Genomic DNA, 20,960 nt, shown 5'->3' on the forward strand with positions numbered 1-20,960 from the left:
TAGATGTATAATGGCAACATAATACGTCATTATTATCGATAATTGGCCTCTGCAGCCACCTCTGGAGACCAGGGGCGCCCAAATTTCGCGGATTTTCCGACCCGACCAGCCATTTTCAAACATGATCTGAAACGTCGGCAAGACGTGCTGCGGCGCATACTTGCTTGAAATGCTCTATGGCGGTGCACAAACCTGCGGGTGTATGGATGGGCAATTGATGCCTTCTCTGGCTCTTGCCGCCATTTGTTGTCCGGCAAACTCATATGCGTTCGCCACTACGACACCGAGGGCGGAGATACCAATCTCCGCCCTCGGTCTGCATTCACTTCGGGATCACTCCGTGATCCTGTGCGTTCTTCTTCTCTACGCTGCCTTTGTCAGCTCGCCATGCGGATCGAGCACGAACTTCGTTGCAGCACCTTGATCGAAACTCTCATATCCTTGTGCCGCATCTTCGAGTGAAATGATCTTGGCGTTGACAATATCGGCAATCGGCAACCTGTCGTGCAGGATCGCCTGCATGAGCTGGCGATTGTACTTCAGCACCGGCGTCTGACCCGTATGGAAGGATTGCGCTTTCGCCCAGCCGAGACCAAAGCGCAGAGACAGGCTGCCTTGCTTGGCAGCACTGTCTGCGGCACCAGGATCCTCCGTCACATACAGTCCGGGAATGCCGATCGAACCAGCGGCTCGTGTAATCTCCATCATTTGATTGAGCACGATCGCGGGCTGCTCCCCGCCCGAATGACCGCGCGCCTCGAAACCGACTGCATCGATCGCACTATCCACTTCATTGGTGCCGACGACTTCCGCGATCATATCGCCCAGACGATCGCTCTTGGAAAGATCGATGGGCTCGAAACCGACCTTGGCTGCATGTGCAAGACGATCCTTGTTGAAGTCACCGATCATGACGACGGCGGCACCCAGGATACGAGCGGAAGCAGCAGCAGCCAGACCGACCGGCCCTGCACCTGCGACATAGACCGTAGAACCCACCCCGACGCCCGCACGAACGGCTCCGTGAAAGCCCGTCGGCAGAATGTCGGAAAGCATGGTCAGATCACGGATCTTCGCCATGGCCTTGTCTCGATCCGGGAACTTCAACAGATTGAAATCCGCATAAGGCACCATCACGTAGCGCGCCTGGCCGCCAATCCAGCCGCCCATGTCGACGTAGCCATAGGCGCCGCCGGCGCGCGACGGATTGACCGTCAGGCAGACGCCGGTGTCCTGCGACTTGCAGCAACGGCAACGGCCGCAGGCAACGTTGAACGGAACCGAGACGATGTCGCCGACATCGAGCATCTCGACATCGATACCCTTTTCAATGATCTGTCCGGTGATCTCATGCCCGAGCACGAGGCCGGGCATCGCAGTCGTGCGACCACGAACCATGTGCTGATCGGAGCCGCAGATATTCGTGGAGATCACCTTCAGGATCACACCATGTTCGATGCGTCTGCCGTCCGGCGCCTCCAGCTTCGGATCGTCGATATCGCGCACGTCGACCTTGCCGGGCCGCATATAGACGACGCCTCTGTTCCCAGTCATGCCATCTCCTCCTTGATTGAACGCTTGATGATTGCCCGAATGTCGGACCTCTTCGGATCGGCCCGCTCCTCAACGGGCTGAACGGCAGCAAAATCGGTCTCGGGAGCAGCAGCTTTCGCGGCATCCCGGCCGGCGCAAGCATGACTGACAGGAAGCTGCGCGAGATTGGAACGGGGTGATCCCAGGGAACCCGCATTCACCTCTCGATCGCCCACCGCGATCAGTCAAGCCTGCCGTCAAGGCTGGTTTCCGGGCTTGGACCTGTCCTTTCGGACATCTCGACACCTTCCCGGCACTTCTGCCAGTGGCATCGATCGAGATATTCGGTCCGCTACCGTTGCGGGGGCAGCACCGGCTTCTGACCGGTTTCCCAATTATCCGTCGGGCGCTTCCCGATGGCACCTTGAACATGTCCAGAAGATCACGGGAGGAACCGTGTTGCGCATGAAAAAACGACATCATCGCTCTGCTGGGCGACATGAGGCGCTTTCATTCCATATGGCAAAATGACAAACCGCTGCCAGCGATCATGTCGCGGCAAGGACAGAAGCGATCACAGCACTTCACGAATCGAGCCTGACCGACGCTATCCACATCGGTCAGGCTCAGAGATTATCAAGCTGCCCGCTTCAGCGCATCGCCAAGCACGGAGACGATCGTTTCGATCTCAGCCCGCTCGATGATGAGTGGCGGAGAGAGCGCGATGATATCGCCGGTTACGCGGATCAACAGGCCCTTCTGGAAGCAATCGACAAAGACGTCGTAGGCGCGCGTGCCGGGAGCACCATCACGCGAGGCGAGTTCGACGGCGCCGACGAGACCGAGATTGCGGATATCGACCACATGCGGCAGACCCTTCAGCGAATGCAGGGCGTTCTGCCAGTCCTCGGCAAGCTCGGCTGCACGCGTCAGCAGGCCTTCTTCCTCGTAGATTTCCATGGTCGCGAGTCCGGCGGCGCAAGCGACCGGATGGCCGGAATAGGTATAGCCGTGGAAGAGCTCGATCTGGTTTTCCGGGCCGGTCATCAGGCCATCATAGACCTTGCGGCTGGCAAAGACGGCGCCCATCGGTATCGTGCCGTTGGTGATGCCTTTTGCTGTCGTGACGAGATCGGGGACCACGCCGAAATACTCGGTCGCAAACGGGGTGCCGAGGCGGCCGAAACCGGTGATCACTTCATCAAAAATCAGCAGGATGCCATATTTGTCGGCGATGGCGCGCAGCCGCTCCAGATAGCCCTTCGGCGGCAGGATGACGCCGGCGGAACCGGACATCGGCTCGACGATGACGGCTGCGATCGTTTCAGCCCCGTGCAGCGCGACCAGCCGTTCCAGATCTTCAGCAAGCTCGATGCCATGGGCCGGAAGGCCCTTGCTGAAGGCGTTGCGCTCGATATCAAGCGTATGACGCATGTGATCGGCAGGAATCTGCGGAAAAACGCGGCGGTTGTTGACGAGACCGCCGACTGAAATTCCGCCGAAACCGACGCCATGATAACCCTTCTCGCGGCCGATGATGCGAGTGCGCGTGCCCTGCCCGATCGCGCGTTGATAAGCGATGGCGATCTTGAGCGCGGTGTCGACGGATTCAGAACCGGAGCCCGTGAAGAACACACGGTCGAGCCCAGCCTCAGGCCCACCCGGCGCGTGCGCGGCGAGCTTTGCGGCGAAATCGAAGGCAATGGGATGTCCCATCTGGAAGGTCGGGGCGAAATCCATGGTCGACAACTGCCGCTCGACCGCCTGTGCGATCTTCTTGCGGCCGTGGCCGGCGTTGACGCACCAGAGGCCCGCCGTCCCGTCGAGCACCTTGTTGCCGTCGACATCGGTATAATACATGCCATCAGCGGCGGCGAGCAGCCTCGGGGCGGCCTTGAACTGCCGGTTTGCTGTGAACGGCATCCAGAAATTGTCGAGAACAGGGGTGTTGGGATGGGTGATCTTGTCCATTATCGCCTCCATTGCGCTGCTTCTGACATCAGCGATTTTCCTGGTCCGAACAAGTCCTTTTCTCCCTGAATTTAAGCCATTGATTTTGCTTATTTCACATGAGATGTTTTCGATATTTCGAACATCTGAAACTCGAGACCGCAATGTCCGTCGATATCGGCAATCGCCTGCGTCATCTGCGCCTGGCACGCAACCTCTCCCAACGTGAACTCGCCAAGCGGGCGGGCGTCACCAATTCGACGATCTCGCTGATCGAATCCAATTCGGCCAATCCATCCGTCGGCGCGCTGAAACGCATTCTCGACGGCATCCCGATCGGCCTTGCCGAATTCTTCGCTTTCGAACCGGAAGCGCCGAAAAAGGCCTTCTATGCGGCCGAGGAACTGGTCGAGATCGGCAAGGGGCCGATTTCCTATCGCCAGATCGGCGAAAACCTCTTCGGCCGCAGCCTTCAGATCCTGAAGGAGTGCTATCAGCCAGGCGCCGATACCGGCAAGGTGCCGCTGGTGCATGAGGGAGAGGAAGGCGGCATCGTCCTCTCCGGCCGCCTGGAGGTGACAGTGGACGACGAACGCCGCATTCTCGGCCCAGGCGACGCCTACTACTTCGAAAGCCGTCGCCCGCATCGCTTCCGCTGCGTCGGGCCATATCCCTGCGAGGTCATCAGCGCTTGCACGCCGCCGAGCTTTTAGTGAGCGAAAAGCCGGCTACGGCCGATCATTCGCGATCGACCGCGGGAAGAGACGCAGATGTCGAGGTCGAGCATCTCGTGCGAAACCGGGAGGCGAAACCGGAGGGCCTGCTCGGGCACGCCGCATCAGTTTTGCCCGGTGTTACGTCAACCAGGTACCCTGAAACGCCGGTTCAACAGGCCCTGTCAGCAATACGCCACCGGCACCATTCCATGCCACCTTCAAGAGGCCGCCATCACATTCGACCTCCACGAAATTGCTCAAGAGGCCACGCCGGATTCCGTTGACCACGCCACCGCAGGTACACGACCCCGAGCCGGGCGAAATGCCGCCGCCGCGCTCCCATATTCGAAGCCGAATCCGTGTGGAATCTATCACCTGCACGAAGTGAACGTTGGTTCCTAGCGGAAAGAGAGGATGCCTCTCCACCGCCGCACCGCGCTCTTCGATGCGAACCGCCTCCACGTCTTCAACAAAGAAGGTGCAATGTGGATTCCCCATACTGCAAGCGGCTGGACTGCCATCCAGCGGCAGCCGGAGGGTGTCAATCTCCTCTGTAAGCGGGACGTCCGTCCAATGAAGAAGAGGCTCGCCCATATCGACCGATATCAAGCCATCTTCCGCCTGAGCACAGGTCAGGAGCCCCCGCTCGGTTCTCAACACAACTCTGGAAGAGCGCGCTTCCCGCATCAGCTTCCATGCAGCCCCGCGCGTGGCGCTGCCGCAAGCATCCAGCGTCGAGCCGTCGGGATTCCAGAAGGCAAGGCGGGCGGCCGCATCCGCACAATCGGTCATGACCGCTAGCTGATTGAATCCTATTCCACGATTGCGATTGCCGAGACGCCGGACGATCTCTTCATCGATGAACGGCGCTTGTCCACGGCAATCGACAATGATGAAGTCATCTCCATTGGCATGCATTTTCTCAAAGGTGAATGACATCAGTCGGCCGATTTCGAAATATTGAGCTGGTAGAGCCTATCACGCGGTCTGGGAAAGATGCCGCAGCGACCGGCTTTCTTCCGTCGGATCCGGCAGGCCAAGATTGGAGCGAAGGGCCGCATCGGCATATTCCCTGCGATAGACACCGCGCTCCTGCAAAACCGGCACGACCTTATCGACGAATTCGTCAAAACCGCCGGGCGTCAGGTGCGGCGCAAAGACGAAGCCGTCCGCAGCGTCGGCTTGCACATAGCGATTGATCTCGTCGGCGATGCTTTCCGGCGTTCCGACGAACTGCTTTCGAGCGGTAACACGGATGGCAAGTTCGCGGATGCTAAGGCGATCCCGCTCGGCAATCTCGCGCCATGACCGCGCCGTATCCAGCCGCCGTTTGATATCCTGATTGCTGGCGCGGCCTTGAACCAGGCTCTCTCCGGAAACATCCGGATCGATATCCGGTAGCGGCCCATCCGGATCGTAGCTTGAGAGATCCCTGTTCCAAACCTGTTCGAGAAACACGATCGCACTCTTTGGACTGACCTGTTGCAGGCGTATCGCTTTCTGCTTCTCGTCTGCATCCTCCTGTGTGTCACCTATAACGAAATTGGCCCCAGGCAGGATTTTCAAAGCGTCATGGCTGCGATCATATTTCGCCAAACGCTTCTTTACATCTGCATAGAAGGCTTGCCCAGCCTCAAGCGAGCCATGGCGGGAGTAGATCAGGTCGGCATGGCGAGCCGCAAACTCTCTTCCCTCATCGGAATCTCCAGCCTGAGCAATGACAGGAGCGCCTTGTGGCGACCGCTCAAGTCCGGACCGCCCGACGATATCGAAATATCTCGACCGGATCGAAAACTCCCCGCCGCCCCATATGCTTTGCGCGGCTTCGATGAACGCGCGGGCGCGTTCGTAGCGCTGCTCATGGGGAAGGTGGTCCGCGCGACGAAAATTCGCGCCGGTAAAAGCGTCGGGTGAAGTGACGACATTCCAGCCGGCGCGTCCGCCCGACAGGATATCCAGCGTCGCCAATTGTCGGGCCAATACATACGGCTCATTGAAGGTGGTCGTCAGCGTGCCGATCAGGCCGACATGTTCGGTAATCGAGGCAAGCGCGGTCAGAATGGCAAGCGTATTCGGGCGGCCTGCAACATCCAGCTCGTGAAAGCGCCCCTTCTGCTCGCGGATGCGCAAGCCTTCCGCCAGAAATATGAAGTCGAACTTTCCTCGCTCGACCGTTTCGGCAAAATGGCGGAAGGACGAAAACTCGATCTGACTTCCTGCAGCCGGATCGCTCCAGACTGTGAAGTTATTGACGCCGGGAAATTGGGCTCCAAGAATTACCTGCTTCTTCGTCATGGGGCTCTCCTTGGAAATTCAGGCTGCATCGGTATAGCGATTGCCGGCTGCCGGCAGGCCAAATCGACCTCTCAACGGACCCGTAGCGACCGGGCCAACAGACGAGCGGCTCCTCAGCGCCGGAATAAGCTCGTCGATCACATATGCCGCCTGCGCCGCCGGATCGCTGAGAACGAGGCGAATACCGGCGATATCCGACCCGGCGAACTCGCCAAGTTGCGCCACATAGTCGTCGACCGATTTCGGCGCGGCATCGATGACGACGTCGGCGATGAATGCCCGCGCCCTAGTCTCGTCCGCAGAGCGGATAGTTGCGACGACAGTGGCAATGTCGGGGCTATCCGGATGGAGGAAGACGACATCGGCAGCCGAGGCGAGGGACGGATCATCCCCGTGACGATAAGCTGCCGCGACCACTGGCTGCCCCTGAGGCGGGCGCGGCGTGATCGAAGGACCGAGAACTTGAAAGCCGCTGCCTTTGAAATTGATGTAATGCAGCTTCGAGCCATCCAGAAAACGCTGGCTTTCCCTGTCTCGAATGATCGCTCCATCTTCCCAGCTGTCCCATAAGCCACGAACGACATCGACAACATCAAGCCCATCCTGACGCAAGGCCGAACCCTCCGTTACAGGAAAGCCATTGAGGGCACCGATGGCTTGCCGGGCATGCACGGCTCTCAACCCATCATATTGCTGAACCAGGAAACCCGCCCGGCCCTCGCTCACGAAATCCAGCGTCGCGATGGCGGTCGAAACATGAAACGGCTCGAGGAAATTGGCTGCCGCGCCGGGGATGATTCCGATATTGCTGCTGCCCGCTGCGAGCCAATTGGCGAGTAGCACGGCATCCAGCCCGTCACCGTCGGGACGGGCAAAACCATCTTCCAGCGTCACGAAATCAACAACCGTGTCGAAACGCGCGACAAACGCCCGCCAGAAATTTTTCTGAACATCGCGCGGAGTGCGGGATTGCGCAGCAACATCTAACCCGATGCCGACCCTGAGGCCATTTGGATGCGTCATGTGAAATCCTGTTTCGTGATGATTATGAACCCCGAAGGCGGCCCCCGTTGCTTCCCAGGGTTTGCCGATCGCCATCGGAGGTGCCATGCCGTCAGGCAGCAGAAGTTTCGCGAGCCGCCAGACGGGCAATGATGAGCTGCTCCTGCGTAGCCTTCAGCGCAGTCACGCGCGCCGTGGCCTCCTCGAAAGAGGCTGCGGGCGGATAGATCGGCGTTAAACCGGGTTCGCCCGTCCTTTTGCCAATGTGCTTTTCGAAAGGCAGAGAGCGATAGAAGCTCGGGTCGACAGTCGGGTCGAAAAGGGGACGATAGCCGAGCGACAGATAGAAGGCTACGGCCTCCGGTTGACGAAAGCCGGTGCTAAGATAGGCCCGGCTATAGCCGAGTTGCCCAGCACTCTCCTCAAGCGCGATCATGATGCGGCGCGCCAATCCCTGACGCCGGAGATCCGGATGCGCCCATATCCGTTTGAACTCAGCGGTTTCATCGTCGTGGCTCATGAAGGCGCCGCCGGCAATGGTTTTGCCGCCACGCTGCAGCAGGAGAAAATCGCCAAGCGGCGGTGCAAACAGGGCGCTCGGATAGCGCATGATTTCCGCGCGTGCGCCGCCCGGACGGCTGGCGGCGCCATATCTGCCATCATACTCGCTGGCAAGGCCATCGATCAGCGGTTCTGCCGCCGGATCCAGCAATGACGACCGGACGATGATATCGCTCATGCATATGCCTCCAAACAATGTTCTGAAGGCTGCCCGGGGGCGGTCGTCAGGATCACCGATCTTGCCGACCACTCTGTAAACTCCGCTCAGCGCTTCGCACGCAGAGCATGCATGATTGATGGTCCGCTTCGCACGGCACGATCTTTCATTGTGCGGTCGATGATTGAAACATCATTGCCCGATTCATTTGTCTATTAAAATTATAGATTATATCATCGAATTATGCCGCCAGAGAGGCTCGAGCCCATCTGTTCGAGGCTCCCGCAACAAAGCGCAAATCGGCGGCTTGAAATCTGCGTCCGCACGTGGACATCCGCTGGGCCCTGCGTGGCCTTCCGATGGACCACGGTGCTGTTCGATGGATGGGCAGACGGACGATGCCGGAAAATCGAAATCGCCATTCCTGTTGATCTCCCTTAAATCTTTGAGCATCCATAGGCCAGCCAAGCAGCATGGCAATATGGATTTCGATGCGATCGATATGGAAGGAGCGCAAACCAAGTGGTCGAATTTAGAAGAGCGAACGACGCCGACCTTCAGGCGATCATCGCACTACTTGCAGAAGACGATCTCGGCGCAGGCAGAGAAGATACAAGCCTTCCTGTCCCAGATGCCTATCGAACAGCCTTCGCCGCGATTGATGCCGATCCCAATCAATTTCTGGCTGTTGTGACCGACAGTGGCAGCGTCATCGGCACCTTCCAGATCACGATCATTCCCAACATATCGAGATTAGGCGCGCTGCGAGGGCAGATCGAGGGCGTCAGGATCGCTGCTTCCCATCAGGGCAAGGGGATTGGCAAGCAGACGTTCGAATGGGCATTTGACTATTGCCGTTCGAGAGGTTGCTTTCTGGTGCAATTGACGAGTGACAAGTCACGCTCGGCGGCACTCCGCTTCTATGAACAGCTGGGATTTGTCGCCAGCCACATCGGTTTCAAGAAAGTCCTCTGAGGCGCGTACCGCAAGGGTTTGCCGCGCCGTGGCCCTTGCGAGATGCAGAGATCACGGCGCCTATCCATCGCTGTCGGCTTCGTGCCGTCACACTCTCCCGATCATGCTTCCGGGAACGTGCGATGCGTCCTTGCGCGAGATGGAATATTGGACAAGCAGAACCAGCAGAGCCGTGATCGCCAGGCAGAAAGCCAGGAAGAACATCGGTGCGGTGGCGCTGCCTGTCGCGTCCCGGATCCATGGGACAACATTCTGTGCGATAAAGCCGCCAAGATTGCCCACGGAATTTATCACCGCCAATCCCGCTGCCGCGCCTGCCCCCTTCAGGAATTTCGACGGCAAGCTCCAGAAGACAGGTTGCCCCGCAAAGATCCCCGCTGCCGCCAGACACAGGAAGGCAAATTGCAGCGCATGATTGGCTAGAACGGCGGATGCGACGAGGCAGATAATACCGACCACAGCAGGCCCGACAATATATGGGGTTTGCGATCTGGATCGGGCAGCCGCAGCCGGTACGACATAAAGGCCTATCGCGACCAGAACCCATGGAATGATGTTGAGAAATCCATTCGTCAGGCTATCGACCCCAAAGCTCTTGACGATCGTCGGCAACCAATAGCTCAACCCATACGCAGATAGCGGAAAGCCGATGAAGCAGATGGACATGAGCAGCACCCTGGCATCCAATAGCGTGGCAAGTGGATTGCGGCCATGGCTCTCGATCCCCGCATCCTCCGATGCCAATCGCTGCGCCAGCCATGCCTTTTCCGAATTACCGAGAAAAGCCGCCTGTTCAGGCCTATCCGGAAGCAGAAAGAGCGTGGCAATTCCAGCAAGCACGGCAGGAACACCGGTTGCAAGAAAGACCCATTCCCACCCTGCAAACCCGAACAGGCCATCGAGGCTGAGAAGAGTTCCACCCAGTGGCGCGCCGACGGCGTTGGCGACAGCGCTGAAGATCATGAACAAGCCGACCATCTTACCGCGATGTTCGGACGGATACCAAAGCGTCAGGAGATAGAGCACACCGGGAAAGAACCCTGCCTCGCACACACCAAGCAGGAAGCGAAGAATGTAGAACATCGTCGCATTGGCGGTGAATGCGAGCGCGATGGTTACGATCCCCCATGATACCAGGATACGCGCGAACCATTTGCTCGCACCAAACCTGGTCAGCAGAAGATTGCTCGGCACCTCGAAAATGAAATATCCGATGAAGAACAGCGATGCTCCCAGCCCATAGGCATATTCGCTGAGGCCGAGCGCATCGACCATCTGCAATTTTGCGAAACTGACATTCTGCCGGTCGATGTAAGCAATCAAGTACAGGAAGCCCAGCCAGGGCATCAACCGCCAAGTGATCTTGGCGACGAGGTCTTTTTCGGAAACCATCGATCTCCTCCTTTTATGGTTCTGAACGAAATGAATTAGTGGCTCTCGCGCGGGATCTTGGCGCCGCGTCCTCCGACCAGGAAATCGAGATCGGCGCCGGTATCGGCCTGCATGACCGTTCGAACGTAAAGGCCCTGATATCCGGAGGTCATTTGCGGCACCGGCTCCTTCCACGCCGCCCGCCGCCTTGCAAGCTCGTCGTCCGGCACGTCGAGAACCAATGTGCGGGCCTCGACATCGAGTGCGATAAAATCCCCTTGCTCGACGAGCGCCAGCGGACCGCCGGCGGCGGCTTCCGGCGATATATGCAGCACCACCGTTCCATAGGCGGTGCCGCTCATCCGGCCGTCGGAAACGCGCACCATGTCGCGCACGCCTTTCTCCAGCAGTTTGCTTGGCAAAGCCATGTTGCCGACCTCAGCCATGCCGGGATAGCCGCGCGGACCGGCACCCTTCAGAACGAGAACGGAATTCTCGTCGACATCAAGGTTCGGATCGTCGATCCTGGCATGGAAATCCTCGATATTTTCGAAGACGACGGCACGGCCGCGATGACGCATCAGATGCGGCGATGCAGCCGATGGTTTGAGCACGGCTCCATCAGGCGCAAGATTGCCCTTGAGGACGGCAATTCCCCCGCGGTCGACGAGCGGATTTGACCGGCTGCGGATGACATCCGAATTGTGATTGACGACATCGGCAATATTTTCTCCGACACTCCCCCCCGATACCGTGAGCGCGTCGAGGTGGAGAAGATCGGCGATTTCCTTCATCACGGCAGGGATGCCGCCGGCATAACAGAAATCCTCCATGAGGTATTTTCCCGACGGCATGAGGTCGACGATCGTCGGGACATCGCGGCCGAGCCTGTCCCAATCCTCCAGCGACAGGTCGACACCGATACGCCCAGCGATGGCGAGCAGATGAACGACGGCATTGGTCGACCCACCGATCGCGCCATTGATCTTGATGGCGTTCTCAAACGCCTGCCGCGTGAGAACCCTCGAAAGCCGCATATCCTCCTTGACCATGGCGACGGCGCTGCGCCCGGTCATGCGAGCGAGGCGCGCACGCCTCGCATCAACGGCGGGCCATGCCGCATTGGTCGGCAGGGCAACGCCAAGAGCTTCCACCATCGACGCCATGGTCGATGCCGTTCCCATCGTCATGCAGTGGCCGGGCGAGCGCGACATGGCGCTTTCCGCATCCATGAATTCTTGCCGGCTCATGGTGCCTGCCCTCACCTCCTCGGAGAATTTCCACACATCCGTGCCGGAGCCGATCGGCTTGCCGCGAAAATTGCCATTCAGCATCGGCCCACCGGAAATGACGATCGTCGGCAGATCGCAACTGGCCGCGCCCATCAGCAGCGACGGCGTGGTCTTGTCGCAGCCGGCCATCAGGATGACGCCGTCCATGGGATTGCCGCGGATCGCTTCTTCGACATCCATGGAAGCGAGGTTCCTGAAGAGCATCGCCGTCGGACGCAGGTTGGATTCGCCGCAGGAGAACACCGGAAATTCGAGCGGCAACCCGCCGGCTTCCAGGACGCCCGCCTTGATATGCGTGACGAGCTCGCGGAAATGGGCGTTGCAGGGCGTAAATTCCGAAAACGTGTTGCAGATGCCGATGACGGGGCGGCCATCGAATACATCATCGGGCAGACCGCCATTCTTCATCCACGAGCGATGGATGAAGCCATCCTTGTCCACTCCGCCGAACCACGCCTGCGACCGACGCTTTGAATCCTTGGTCATGATTGCCTCTTTTGTATTATGATTTATATTTTTGTTATACAAATAGACAAAGGCGGTCAAGCGCGGTTGCGCTTGTGACCACAGGCTGAAGACGCTAGACATGTCTCGATTTTTGGGAAAAGCAGATGGCCGGGATGACTTCGGATGCCGACGACGCAAGCCTCGGCACGAACAAAAGATACCATGACGCGATCGTGCATGCTTTGGGCGAGCGGATCGTCGGCGGCGGGCTTGCGGCGGGAGCTTCTGTGGGAACGGAGCAGGAGCTCTGCGACCATTTCGGGACGTCGCGTACCGTCATCCGGGAAGCCATCAAGATTCTGTCGGCCAAGGGCCTTCTCGAAAGCCGCCCGAGAAGCGGCACCAGAGTGACCGATCATTCGGAATGGCTTCTGCTTGATCCGCAGGTTCTCGCATGGAGGCTCGGCGCGGAGAACGGCAGCGAACGGGCGCGTATCGACCTCTATGAACTGCGGCAATCCTTCGAGCCGGCCGCGGCGGAGCTTGCTGCCGCGCGCGCGACACCGCAGACGCTGCAGAAAATGAAACATGCCCTGCTTGGCATGACCCTTGCCTCGACCGCAGAAGAAAAGATCGAGCATGATCTTGCGTTTCACACCGCCATTTTGGCCGCGACGGGCAACGCCTTCTATTTGGCATTGGGGTCGCTGATCTCGGCGGGGCTGAAACACGTCTTCAAGGCGGGACTGCAACGGACGGCAAAGGAAGACGAACGCTGGATACGCCGTCACCAGAATGTCTATGAGGCTATTGCCGGCGCCAACGGCCCCGGCGCGGCCGAGCAGATGAAGAACCTCCTGCGCGAGGCGCTGGAGGTTCAGAAGCTGGAACTGCCGCAGTCCGAGAGTTAGAACCAGATCAGCTTCGGAAAGATCCGAGCCTCCTTGCATGCAAGGCGACGAGTTCCTCGCCGAACGGCGTCGGACGCATCGCTGGCGCCCGATCCCAAACCGTGAGCCCCGCCCGCTCCGCGAACAGCCGCTTGCCATAGCACATCAGGTGCTCGATCCCCTGCATGACGGCAACGGCGGACGGGAGCATGGCGCGATAGATTTCCTCGGCGCGAGCCTCATCCCCGGCGCGAAAGGCGTTATATGCCTTGACCGCATAATCGATGAGATCCGGAGCAAGAATATAGCCGGCGCAACCGGCCCGCAGCCCATCAAGCAATTCCAGGCCACCTCGGCCGTTGAAAACAGGTACGTCGTCGCCGATCGCCTCCATCAGCGCCTTGACCTCGACGGCAGAGCCCTCTGCCTTCAGCACCCTTACATTGGGATGGACAGTCCGCAACGCCGCGAGATCCGGCCCTGTCAGTCCGCGCCCGAGAAAAGCAGGGGCGTTCTGGATCGCCACCGGCAGCTTCGTCGCGTCCGCGACGCGGCCAAAAAAGTCGATATATTCCTTTGCTCCAAAAGAGCCGACCGGCGGCGGCTGGAGTATCACCCAGTCGGCACCAACCTTCTCCGCATGACGCACCTGCTCGACCTGTTCGGCGACCGACGTGCCGAAGATCGTGAAGGCAAGCGGCAGACGGCCGGCATTGTCCTCGGCCAGCCAGTCCATCACAGTCCGGCGCTCCGCAACCGTCAATTTGGAAACCTCGGTGGCAAGGCCGAGCGCCGCAAGCCCATGCACGCCTGCCGCCACACAAATCTCGGTCTGCCGCTTCATCGCCATCCTGTCGAGCTTCTCATCGCCATCGAAGAGGGCGTAGAGGATCGCGTGGATGCCATGCAGTTTCTCAGCTTCGAATGCCATCTTGAATGCCTTACCGTTTTGAAAGCCGAAGGACCGGTACGCCGGTGCGGACGATTGCAATGCCGAGAAGACCACCCGCGATGAGTGCCGCAGCCACTAATGTCAGCGCGATATCATAGCTCCCGGTCGAATCCTTGATCCAGCCAATGACAGGCGGCAGGGCAAGACCGGCGACGTTTGCAAGCGCGTTGATGAGCGCGATCGATACGGCAGCCGCAATCCCCGAGACGAATTCGGTGGTGACAGCCCAGAAGATCGGAATAACCGCCCAGTTGAGTGCCACCGAAAGAACGAGCAGCAGATAGGCCAGGTGTGGATCGCCGGCATAGGTCGCACCGAGAAGGCAGACGCCGGCAAGAGTGAGCGGCAGCCCGAGATGAAGCGCGCGCTCGCCGGTTCGATCCGAATGCCTGCTATTGAAGAACATCAAGATGCAGGCGGCCAGAAACGGCACCGCTGAAAGCAGGCTCACCGCCAGATTGCCGCCGCCGGACAGGTTCTTGACGATCAGAGGCATGAAAAGCGTGATGCCTATCGTCCCAAAGGCCTGAAGCAGCCAGAAGAAAGCAAGCATCCAGACGCGTGCGTTGGAAAACGCAGCACTCCAGGACGCATGATGCGAGACAGGTGCCCTCTCCTCTTCGGCCGCGATTGTCTGCTCGAGGCCATCCTGCAGTTCGGCGGTGAGCCAGGCCGCGTCTCGCGGGCGATCGGGGAGAAACTTCAACACGATGAAGCCCAAGACGATGGCGGGAATGCCCTCGATCAGAAACACCCAGCGCCACCCCGACAGGCCGAGAACGCCGTGCGCATTGAGCAGCAGGCCGGAGAGCGGCAAGCCGATGACCGAGGCAAGCGCTGCGCCGATATAGAAGAAGGACATGGCGTTCGCCCTGTCGCGCGACGGATACCATTTCGCGAGATAGAAGATGATGCCCGGCGTGAAGCCGGCCTCGGCCGCTCCGAGAAGGAGGCGCATTCCATAGAGCTGATAGGCGTTGGATATGAACGCCATGCCGGCAGCAATAATGCCCCAGCTGATCATGATACGTGCAATCCAGCGGCGTGCGCCGAAGCGGGCCAGCAGCATGTTGCTCGGTATTTCGAAGACGATATAGGTCGCGAAAAATATGCCGGCCGCCAGCCCATACATCTGGCTTGTCAGGCCCAGCTCCTCATTCATTCCGAGCGCGGCGACCGAGATATTGGATCGGTCGATGTAAGCGACGAGATAAAGCAGCATCAGGAACGGCAGGATGCGCAGATTGATGCGCCGGACCGCCTCCGCATTGGTATCGAAATTCATTTCCCCCTCCGCGGCGCTCATCAGCGCCTCACAAACATCATACCTTTAACATATGATGTTTGTGAGGCAACAAGCTATTTGCTTTTGTCACCGCATTCTGATTGGTCTCGTTGGCGATGGGGGTGAAGGACTGACGCATGACGAAGACAAAGCCGAACAGGACGACAGCTCTCGTGGAGGCCCTCGGCATCCGCATCGCGTCCGGACAAATCCTCCCCGGCGCCTATCTTCCCTCGGAAGGCGAACTGGAGCAGGAATTCGGCGTCAGTCGCACGGTCGTGCGCGAGGCGGCGAAGATATTGTCAGCCAAGGGTCTCGTAACCGTCAGACAACGCACGGGCACACGGGTCGAGCCGCGTGAGCAATGGCAGTGGCTCGATGGGGAATTGATCGGATGGTTGTCGCGCGGCCGGATTTCGCACGATGAACTTATGGCTTTTGCCGAAGCCCGCCAGATCATCGAGCCCGGAGCCGCCGCACTGGCGGCATTGCGGGCAACCGACCTGGAACGTCAGGCGATCCTCGATACCTATCGCCGCATGGAGCGGGACCAGAAGGATCCGACCGCAGCCGTCGCCGCCGACAAGGCCTTTCATATGTCGATCCTTGCCGCGACACATAATCCCGTGCTGCAGAGCCTGCGTCAGGCGATCGAATCCATTCTCGATGCTGTTTTCCCACATACGGTCGGGGCATTCGCGGCCAATCTCGAAAACCATGCCGCAGTCGCCGAAGCGATCGCCGCTGGCGACAGTATCGCCGCCAGACACGCCATGGAGGCCGTTCTCGACCGGACGTCGGGCTTTCTTGGACACGCGCGGGAGCAGGCGAGACCATAGCCGTCGGGACTCGCTCGCCAAAGCAAGGATTGTAAGGATATGGATTGACGGAGAAGGACCGGACCGCGAAAGGGGGTTCGCCCCTCGTAAACGGAACGCTCTCACGGCCGGTCCCCTATTTCCTACAGGCCAAGCCCGCAAGAGGCGGCGCTTTTGCGCGCCCATTGCGGCAATATATTGTCTAACGCTAAAAAATAGGCAGCAAATAAAATCGCGAGATACTAGCTTTTCATTGCCGCCTCGCGCCTGGATAGTGGTGTCGAATATACTCCCTCACCACTTCTGTCGGCATTTTTCAATCCGCAAGGCACTCTATGATGACTGCAAGATCGATCCCTCGCTCGTCCATCGTAACAGCACGCCTCCGCCTGCGCCCGACGTCGGCGGCTGACGCAAAACGCGCATTCGAAATTCAGAGTGATTGGACGGTGACGCGGATGCTGAGCAACGCCACCTATCCGCCTCACCAGAAGGATGTCGAGAACTGGTTTTCCAGCCACGAGCACGAATGGGCCGAAGGCTCCGCCTATCGCTTCGCCATCGAGGAAGAAGAGAGAATGATCGGCATCGTCGACGTCGATGGCATTGTCGGCAGCAAGGGCAGCCTTGGCTTTTGGCTGGAAAAGCCGGCCTGGAGCAAAGGCTATGCCTTCGAGGCAGCCCATGCGCTGATCGGCTTCGTCTTCCACGAGGTCGGCCTATCCAGGCTGGAATCCGGCCACGCATCCGACAACCCCGCCTCAGGACGGGTACTGATCAAACTGGGCTTCAGCCAAGTCGGCAACAGGGAGCTTTTTTCGAGGGCACGCCGCGAAACCATCGTCCAGTGCTACTATGTGCTTGAGCGCCAGGCGCCGTAAATCCATAGCACGACGCGGCGCCGCATCTTCCAGCAACCGAGTTCCCGTTAGAGCTCGATTTCGTAGACCCGCTCATGCGTCGCGACGAAACCCTTGCCGTCCGGCGTCACCCAGCCACGAAACATCCCAGGCGTATTGTAGGGCGCAACGGCAATGCCGTGAGCATCTATCGCCACCAGCCCGGCACCGATCTGATGCGGCGCCAGATCGTGGTTGATAAGCCCGTCCGTTGCGGTTGCGATATCCTGCCGCAGATAAGCCATGCGAGACGCGATCTCGTGTCCGACAACGTAGCGTATAAAAAATTCGCCCTTGCCCGTTCCTGAAACCGCACAGACGCCATCGCGCGCATAGGTGCCCGCACCGATGACCGGGCTATCGCCCACGCGCCCGTCAGGCTTGTTGTTGTAGCCGCCTGTCGAGGTGGCGGCGGCAAGATGGCCGGCGGCATCGAGCGCCACGGCCCCAACCGTGCCATGCTTTTCGTTTTCCGTTCCTTCGGTGCCGGCAGCCGCATGGAGCTTCATCGCCTCCAGCGCCTCGACCCGCTTCTGCGTGGTAAAATAGGATTGCGGCTCCACTTGCAGCCCCTTGGCTTCGGCAAAGCGATCGGCGGCTGGGCCAGTCATGTAGATGGCACGACCGTCCTCCATCAGCGCACGGGCGGCCCTGATCGGATTGCGGATCGCGCGCGAGGCACTGATGGCACCCGCCTCCAGCGTTGCGCCGTCCATGATCGAGGCATCAAGCTCGTGCACGCCGTTTTCGTTAAGCGCAGCGCCATGTCCGGCGTTGAAATGCGGGCTGTCCTCCATGGTCACGACAGCAGCTTCGACGGCATCAATGGCGCTGTCGCCGGCCCTCAGCCGCGCATAGCCCGCACGCAAAGCGGCAGCCAGATCACGGCGCGCACCCTCCCATTCCTCCGGCGTCATGCTGTCTTCCGGCATGACGCCGCAACCACCGTGAATAGCCAGCGCAATTTTCGTCATTTTCCACTCCGATCCGGTGATGTCACGTATCGCGTCCTATCACCGCTCCCATGCATGATGCCCGATCGACATGATCGGGCATGCTATTTCAACCGAAGGCGATATCACCGATGACCCTTACTCTTACACGGCGCGCTCCGCCGGGCAGATAAGCGATCGGAATATCCTCGACTTCGAGCGTCTTTAGGCTCTCGCGGCTCGCGCCGGAAGCGACGGCGGCATTCTGAGCCTCCGACTCTGCCTTGGCGAGAGCCTCGTCACGGCTCAGCCCCGAAAATACCTGATCGACCTCGCCCGACACCTGCGCCATCGCGGCACCGAGCGCATTGGCGACGCCGGCGTTTTCGACGCGAAGAATCTCCGAGGCTCCCTCGATCCTTTCCGGGATCAGGAAGGCGCCGCCGCCGACGGCAATCAGCGGCACATCCTCGGCCGATGTCTTCATCTGGTCGAAACTGTCCGTGACCATGTCGCGGATGCGGTCGAGGCTTGCCTTGACGAAGGCCGGATCGAGACCGCGAACGCGATCCTTATCCCCCATCTCGATCAGGCCGGCGGCGACGGCGACGTCCGAGGTCGTCAGCGTATTGCCGCCAAAAACGCGCGCCTCCGTCAGGATGCGATAGCCGACCGAACGCGGACCGATCTTGCCCGTTTCCGGATCGATGATCGTGCCGCCGCCAAGGGCGATCGGCAGGAGATCGGGCATCCGGAACAGCGTGCGCACACCACCGATATGAACGATGTTGTTGGCCTCGCGCGGAAAGCCACCGACAAGGCAGCCGATGTCCGAAGTCGTGCCGCCGACATCGACCACCATGGCGTCGCTTAAACCCGTCAGGAAGGCTGCACCACGCATCGAATTGGTCGGACCGGATGCAAAGCTGTGAACCGGGTTAGCGGCCGCGACATCCGCCAGCGCCACCGTACCGTCGTTCTGCGTCAGATAGAAAGGTGCGGTAATGCCTGCTTCGCGCAGCGCATCCGAGAATGCCTGCACCGTAGTCCTGCCGAGCGACTGCAGTGCCGCATTGAGAAGCGCGACATTCTCGCGCTCAAGCAATCCGATCCGTCCGAGGGTATGCGACAGCGTGATCCTTGCATCGGGGATCACCGAGCGAACGATCTCTGCGGCCCTGACCTCGCATTCGGTCGTCAGCGGCGAGAAGGTCGCCGATATCGCGATCGAGGTGACGCCGGCATCGCGGATCTTCATCGCCGCTTCACGGATCTCGTCGGGGATCATCGGCACGAGCGGGCTGCCGTCATACTCATGGCCACCATGAACCATGAAGATGAGCGGATCGACAGCCGCGCGCAAATCATTGGGCCAGTCGCACATGGGCGGTAAGGAGGCGCCAGTCGGCAGCGCAATGCGGATCGCAGCCACCCTTTCCAGCCGCGCCCGCTCGACGACCGCATTGGTGAAATGGGTAGTGCCGATCATCACGGCGTCGATCGGCCGGCCGGATGCGCCGGCGTGGCCGGCCACATGGCTGAGAGCCGCCTTCACGCCTGACATCACGTCTTGCGTCGTGGGAACCTTGATGGAAGCGATGATCTTCTCACCGTCGATCAGAACGGCATCCGTATTGGTGCCGCCAACGTCAATACCGATGCGTTTCATGCGAATACCGATCTGAAATCAATGTCATAGCCGAAAGCGCGCGGGCCGACGGCAGCAATCCCCGCAGGCGAGGTCAAAAGCTCGGGTGCCGGTAGAGCGACAACGGTGACGCGCTGGCCGTAGCGCACGGATTCCGTGCCGATCGCGCTGCCGGAAATCGTGTCGAGCAGGCAGAGAAGATCAGGCGTCATCGCCACTGGCTCGCCATCCCGGAAGGCGACCGCCCATTCGTTCTGGAAAGCGAGCTCCATTCGGGAGCCCTTGTCGGCATCGATGCCTTCGATCACGGTCCGGCCGCGCAGGAAGCCGCCGGTGGTTTCGCGCGCCACATCGATCACCTTGCCGCGGAACAATTGCTTGCCGCCCTCGTGGTCCAGGACCGCCTTTACCGGGTCGTCGTGACGTGCACGTGCCTCGATGACCGCACGACCAAGTTCGGTCGCCTTGGTGATGGTGTAGTGAATGCCCCAGTCCTTCACCTCGCGGCCGGTGCGTGGCGCCTTGCAGGTGGCGGCGGTCGATCCGACTTCGGTGCAGACCTTGCGCGAAATCCGCTCCATCCACTTCCAGGACGCAGCCTTGGTGACGATGACCTCGTTGTCGCGCACGTCGACGAGGGAAAGCGGATACATCGGTAGGTTGCCGATGGCAAAGGAGGTCATCTGCGCCTCGGGATAGGCGCGTCCCATCGCATCGGCATTGACAACAGGCCGGCCCAGCATCGCAGCGGCAAGGAAGGAGGACAGCGCATTCGAGCCGCCGATCTCGACGCTCATGATCGCACGGAAGGGTTTTCCGAGGTAATCCTCCATGACCTCGACCGCGCGCGCCAGATGCACAGGATCGCTGAGACGTTCCTGCCCCACCAGCGGCGCTCCCATCTTCGAGACGACGGCAACCATATCGTCATCGTCGAGCGCCATCGGGTCCATCACCTGGACGCGACGGCCTTCGGCATAGAGCCTGCGAAGATTGAGCGTCGAAATATAAGGATTGCCACCGCCTCCGGTTCCCAGGATCCAGGCTCCCGTTGCGAGCGGCTCGATATTATCTTCGGAAAATTCCTGAAGCATGTTTCACCTTCGGCAATAGAGCAATTCCAGGAAAAGTGCGCAGCGGTTTTCCGTCCGGGATTGCTTAAAATAAGGAGATAGAGCGGTTCGGAGATTCCGTGAAAAGCTGAACCGCTCTAGCTGCCCCGACCCCGAATGGGGCC

The 20,960-nt window shown here is 59.8% G+C and carries 18 protein-coding genes and 1 riboswitch; of the genes, 5 read left to right on the top strand and 13 right to left on the bottom strand.

Going from position 1 to position 20,960, the window contains the following annotated elements; translation table 11 throughout:
* Positions 1-363: 363 nt before the first annotated feature.
* Positions 364-1,554, bottom strand: coding sequence for a formaldehyde dehydrogenase, glutathione-independent (fdhA, locus tag ABOK31_RS20820; protein ID WP_349960440.1), 1,191 nt, complete (start codon positions 1,552-1,554; stop codon positions 364-366).
* 222 nt (positions 1,555-1,776) lie between these two features.
* Positions 1,777-1,975: riboswitch (cobalamin riboswitch) on the bottom strand.
* A gap of 194 nt (positions 1,976-2,169) precedes the next feature.
* Positions 2,170-3,504, bottom strand: coding sequence for an aspartate aminotransferase family protein (locus ABOK31_RS20825; protein ID WP_349960442.1), 1,335 nt, complete (start codon positions 3,502-3,504; stop codon positions 2,170-2,172).
* Between the two features lie 143 nt (positions 3,505-3,647).
* Between ABOK31_RS20825 and ABOK31_RS20830 the strand changes: the two genes are divergently transcribed.
* A complete protein-coding gene (locus tag ABOK31_RS20830) occupies positions 3,648-4,196 on the top strand; it encodes a cupin domain-containing protein (RefSeq protein WP_174181198.1) in 549 nt (182 codons plus the stop codon).
* A 141-nt stretch (positions 4,197-4,337) separates the two neighbouring features.
* On the opposite strand, the gene dapF is transcribed toward ABOK31_RS20830, so the two are convergent.
* The 4 genes from dapF to ABOK31_RS20850 form a co-directional block, all read right to left on the bottom strand.
* Positions 4,338-5,138, bottom strand: a complete 801-nt coding sequence (dapF, locus tag ABOK31_RS20835) for a diaminopimelate epimerase (protein WP_349960444.1) — start codon at positions 5,136-5,138, stop codon at positions 4,338-4,340.
* Between the two features lie 39 nt (positions 5,139-5,177).
* Positions 5,178-6,494, bottom strand: a complete 1,317-nt coding sequence (locus ABOK31_RS20840) for an LLM class flavin-dependent oxidoreductase (RefSeq protein ID WP_349960447.1) — start codon at positions 6,492-6,494, stop codon at positions 5,178-5,180.
* An 18-nt stretch (positions 6,495-6,512) separates the two neighbouring features.
* Positions 6,513-7,517 carry an LLM class flavin-dependent oxidoreductase gene (locus tag ABOK31_RS20845; protein WP_349960449.1) on the bottom strand — a complete coding sequence of 335 codons (1,005 nt, stop codon included), beginning with the start codon at positions 7,515-7,517 and terminating at the stop codon, positions 6,513-6,515.
* Positions 7,518-7,608: 91 nt separating this feature from the next.
* On the bottom strand, positions 7,609-8,235 hold the full coding sequence (locus ABOK31_RS20850; protein ID WP_174181204.1) for a GNAT family N-acetyltransferase: 627 nt from the start codon (positions 8,233-8,235) through the stop codon (positions 7,609-7,611).
* A gap of 501 nt (positions 8,236-8,736) precedes the next feature.
* Between ABOK31_RS20850 and ABOK31_RS20855 the strand changes: the two genes are divergently transcribed.
* Positions 8,737-9,189 carry a GNAT family N-acetyltransferase gene (locus tag ABOK31_RS20855; protein WP_349960451.1) on the top strand — a complete coding sequence of 151 codons (453 nt, stop codon included), beginning with the start codon at positions 8,737-8,739 and terminating at the stop codon, positions 9,187-9,189.
* 87 nt (positions 9,190-9,276) lie between these two features.
* Here ABOK31_RS20855 and ABOK31_RS20860 read toward each other — a convergent pair whose 3' ends face one another.
* Both ABOK31_RS20860 and ABOK31_RS20865 read right to left on the bottom strand, forming a co-directional pair.
* Positions 9,277-10,581, bottom strand: a complete 1,305-nt coding sequence (locus ABOK31_RS20860) for an MFS transporter (RefSeq protein WP_349960453.1) — start codon at positions 10,579-10,581, stop codon at positions 9,277-9,279.
* A gap of 35 nt (positions 10,582-10,616) precedes the next feature.
* Positions 10,617-12,338, bottom strand: a complete 1,722-nt coding sequence (locus tag ABOK31_RS20865) for an IlvD/Edd family dehydratase (RefSeq protein ID WP_349960455.1) — start codon at positions 12,336-12,338, stop codon at positions 10,617-10,619.
* 125 nt (positions 12,339-12,463) lie between these two features.
* On the opposite strand from ABOK31_RS20865, the gene ABOK31_RS20870 reads away from it, so the two are divergent.
* On the top strand, positions 12,464-13,210 hold the full coding sequence (locus ABOK31_RS20870; protein WP_174181210.1) for a FadR/GntR family transcriptional regulator: 747 nt from the start codon (positions 12,464-12,466) through the stop codon (positions 13,208-13,210).
* A gap of 7 nt (positions 13,211-13,217) precedes the next feature.
* On the opposite strand, the gene ABOK31_RS20875 is transcribed toward ABOK31_RS20870, so the two are convergent.
* Complete coding sequence (locus tag ABOK31_RS20875) at positions 13,218-14,120, bottom strand: dihydrodipicolinate synthase family protein (protein WP_174181211.1); 903 nt, start codon at positions 14,118-14,120, stop codon at positions 13,218-13,220.
* Between the two features lie 10 nt (positions 14,121-14,130).
* Complete coding sequence (locus ABOK31_RS20880) at positions 14,131-15,426, bottom strand: MFS transporter (protein WP_349960458.1); 1,296 nt, start codon at positions 15,424-15,426, stop codon at positions 14,131-14,133.
* A 137-nt stretch (positions 15,427-15,563) separates the two neighbouring features.
* On the opposite strand from ABOK31_RS20880, the gene ABOK31_RS20885 reads away from it, so the two are divergent.
* Together ABOK31_RS20885 and ABOK31_RS20890 are read left to right on the top strand one after the other, a co-directional pair.
* A complete protein-coding gene (locus tag ABOK31_RS20885) occupies positions 15,564-16,265 on the top strand; it encodes an FCD domain-containing protein (RefSeq protein WP_349960461.1) in 702 nt (233 codons plus the stop codon).
* 317 nt (positions 16,266-16,582) lie between these two features.
* Complete coding sequence (locus ABOK31_RS20890) at positions 16,583-17,125, top strand: GNAT family N-acetyltransferase (RefSeq protein ID WP_349961240.1); 543 nt, start codon at positions 16,583-16,585, stop codon at positions 17,123-17,125.
* Positions 17,126-17,172: 47 nt separating this feature from the next.
* Here the strand turns inward: ABOK31_RS20890 and ABOK31_RS20895 are convergent, their stop codons facing one another.
* From ABOK31_RS20895 to ABOK31_RS20905, 3 genes are all read right to left on the bottom strand, one after another.
* The gene (locus ABOK31_RS20895; protein ID WP_349960463.1) at positions 17,173-18,117 is read right to left on the bottom strand and encodes an isoaspartyl peptidase/L-asparaginase; all 945 of its coding nucleotides are present in this window, start codon (positions 18,115-18,117) and stop codon (positions 17,173-17,175) included.
* Between the two features lie 88 nt (positions 18,118-18,205).
* The gene (locus tag ABOK31_RS20900) at positions 18,206-19,744 is read right to left on the bottom strand and encodes a hydantoinase/oxoprolinase family protein (protein ID WP_349960465.1); all 1,539 of its coding nucleotides are present in this window, start codon (positions 19,742-19,744) and stop codon (positions 18,206-18,208) included.
* Positions 19,741-20,817 carry a DUF917 domain-containing protein gene (locus ABOK31_RS20905; protein ID WP_349960468.1) on the bottom strand — a complete coding sequence of 359 codons (1,077 nt, stop codon included), beginning with the start codon at positions 20,815-20,817 and terminating at the stop codon, positions 19,741-19,743. The genes ABOK31_RS20900 and ABOK31_RS20905 overlap by 4 nt, the downstream gene beginning before the upstream one ends.
* Positions 20,818-20,960 lie beyond the last annotated feature (143 nt).

It is taken from the genome of Rhizobium sp. ZPR4, assembly GCF_040215725.1.
Classification (GTDB): Bacteria; Pseudomonadota; Alphaproteobacteria; order Rhizobiales; family Rhizobiaceae; genus Rhizobium; species Rhizobium rhizogenes_D.

Bases quoted from the DNA above. Each gene is read 5' to 3' on its own strand.
- fdhA (WP_349960440.1), bottom strand. From the start codon at position 1,554: ATGACTGGGAACAGAGGCGTCGTCTATATGCGGCCCGGCAAGGTCGAC.
- ABOK31_RS20825 (WP_349960442.1), bottom strand. From the start codon at position 3,504: ATGGACAAGATCACCCATCCCAACACCCCTGTTCTCGACAATTTCTGG.
- ABOK31_RS20830 (WP_174181198.1), top strand. From the start codon at position 3,648: ATGTCCGTCGATATCGGCAATCGCCTGCGTCATCTGCGCCTGGCACGC.
- dapF (WP_349960444.1), bottom strand. From the start codon at position 5,138: ATGTCATTCACCTTTGAGAAAATGCATGCCAATGGAGATGACTTCATC.
- ABOK31_RS20840 (WP_349960447.1), bottom strand. From the start codon at position 6,494: ATGACGAAGAAGCAGGTAATTCTTGGAGCCCAATTTCCCGGCGTCAAT.
- ABOK31_RS20845 (WP_349960449.1), bottom strand. From the start codon at position 7,517: ATGACGCATCCAAATGGCCTCAGGGTCGGCATCGGGTTAGATGTTGCT.
- ABOK31_RS20850 (WP_174181204.1), bottom strand. From the start codon at position 8,235: ATGAGCGATATCATCGTCCGGTCGTCATTGCTGGATCCGGCGGCAGAA.
- ABOK31_RS20860 (WP_349960453.1), bottom strand. From the start codon at position 10,581: ATGGTTTCCGAAAAAGACCTCGTCGCCAAGATCACTTGGCGGTTGATG.
- ABOK31_RS20865 (WP_349960455.1), bottom strand. From the start codon at position 12,338: ATGACCAAGGATTCAAAGCGTCGGTCGCAGGCGTGGTTCGGCGGAGTG.
- ABOK31_RS20870 (WP_174181210.1), top strand. From the start codon at position 12,464: ATGGCCGGGATGACTTCGGATGCCGACGACGCAAGCCTCGGCACGAAC.
- ABOK31_RS20875 (WP_174181211.1), bottom strand. From the start codon at position 14,120: ATGGCATTCGAAGCTGAGAAACTGCATGGCATCCACGCGATCCTCTAC.
- ABOK31_RS20880 (WP_349960458.1), bottom strand. From the start codon at position 15,426: ATGAATTTCGATACCAATGCGGAGGCGGTCCGGCGCATCAATCTGCGC.
- ABOK31_RS20885 (WP_349960461.1), top strand. From the start codon at position 15,564: ATGACGAAGACAAAGCCGAACAGGACGACAGCTCTCGTGGAGGCCCTC.
- ABOK31_RS20890 (WP_349961240.1), top strand. From the start codon at position 16,583: ATGACTGCAAGATCGATCCCTCGCTCGTCCATCGTAACAGCACGCCTC.
- ABOK31_RS20895 (WP_349960463.1), bottom strand. From the start codon at position 18,117: ATGACGAAAATTGCGCTGGCTATTCACGGTGGTTGCGGCGTCATGCCG.
- ABOK31_RS20900 (WP_349960465.1), bottom strand. From the start codon at position 19,744: ATGAAACGCATCGGTATTGACGTTGGCGGCACCAATACGGATGCCGTT.
- ABOK31_RS20905 (WP_349960468.1), bottom strand. From the start codon at position 20,817: ATGCTTCAGGAATTTTCCGAAGATAATATCGAGCCGCTCGCAACGGGA.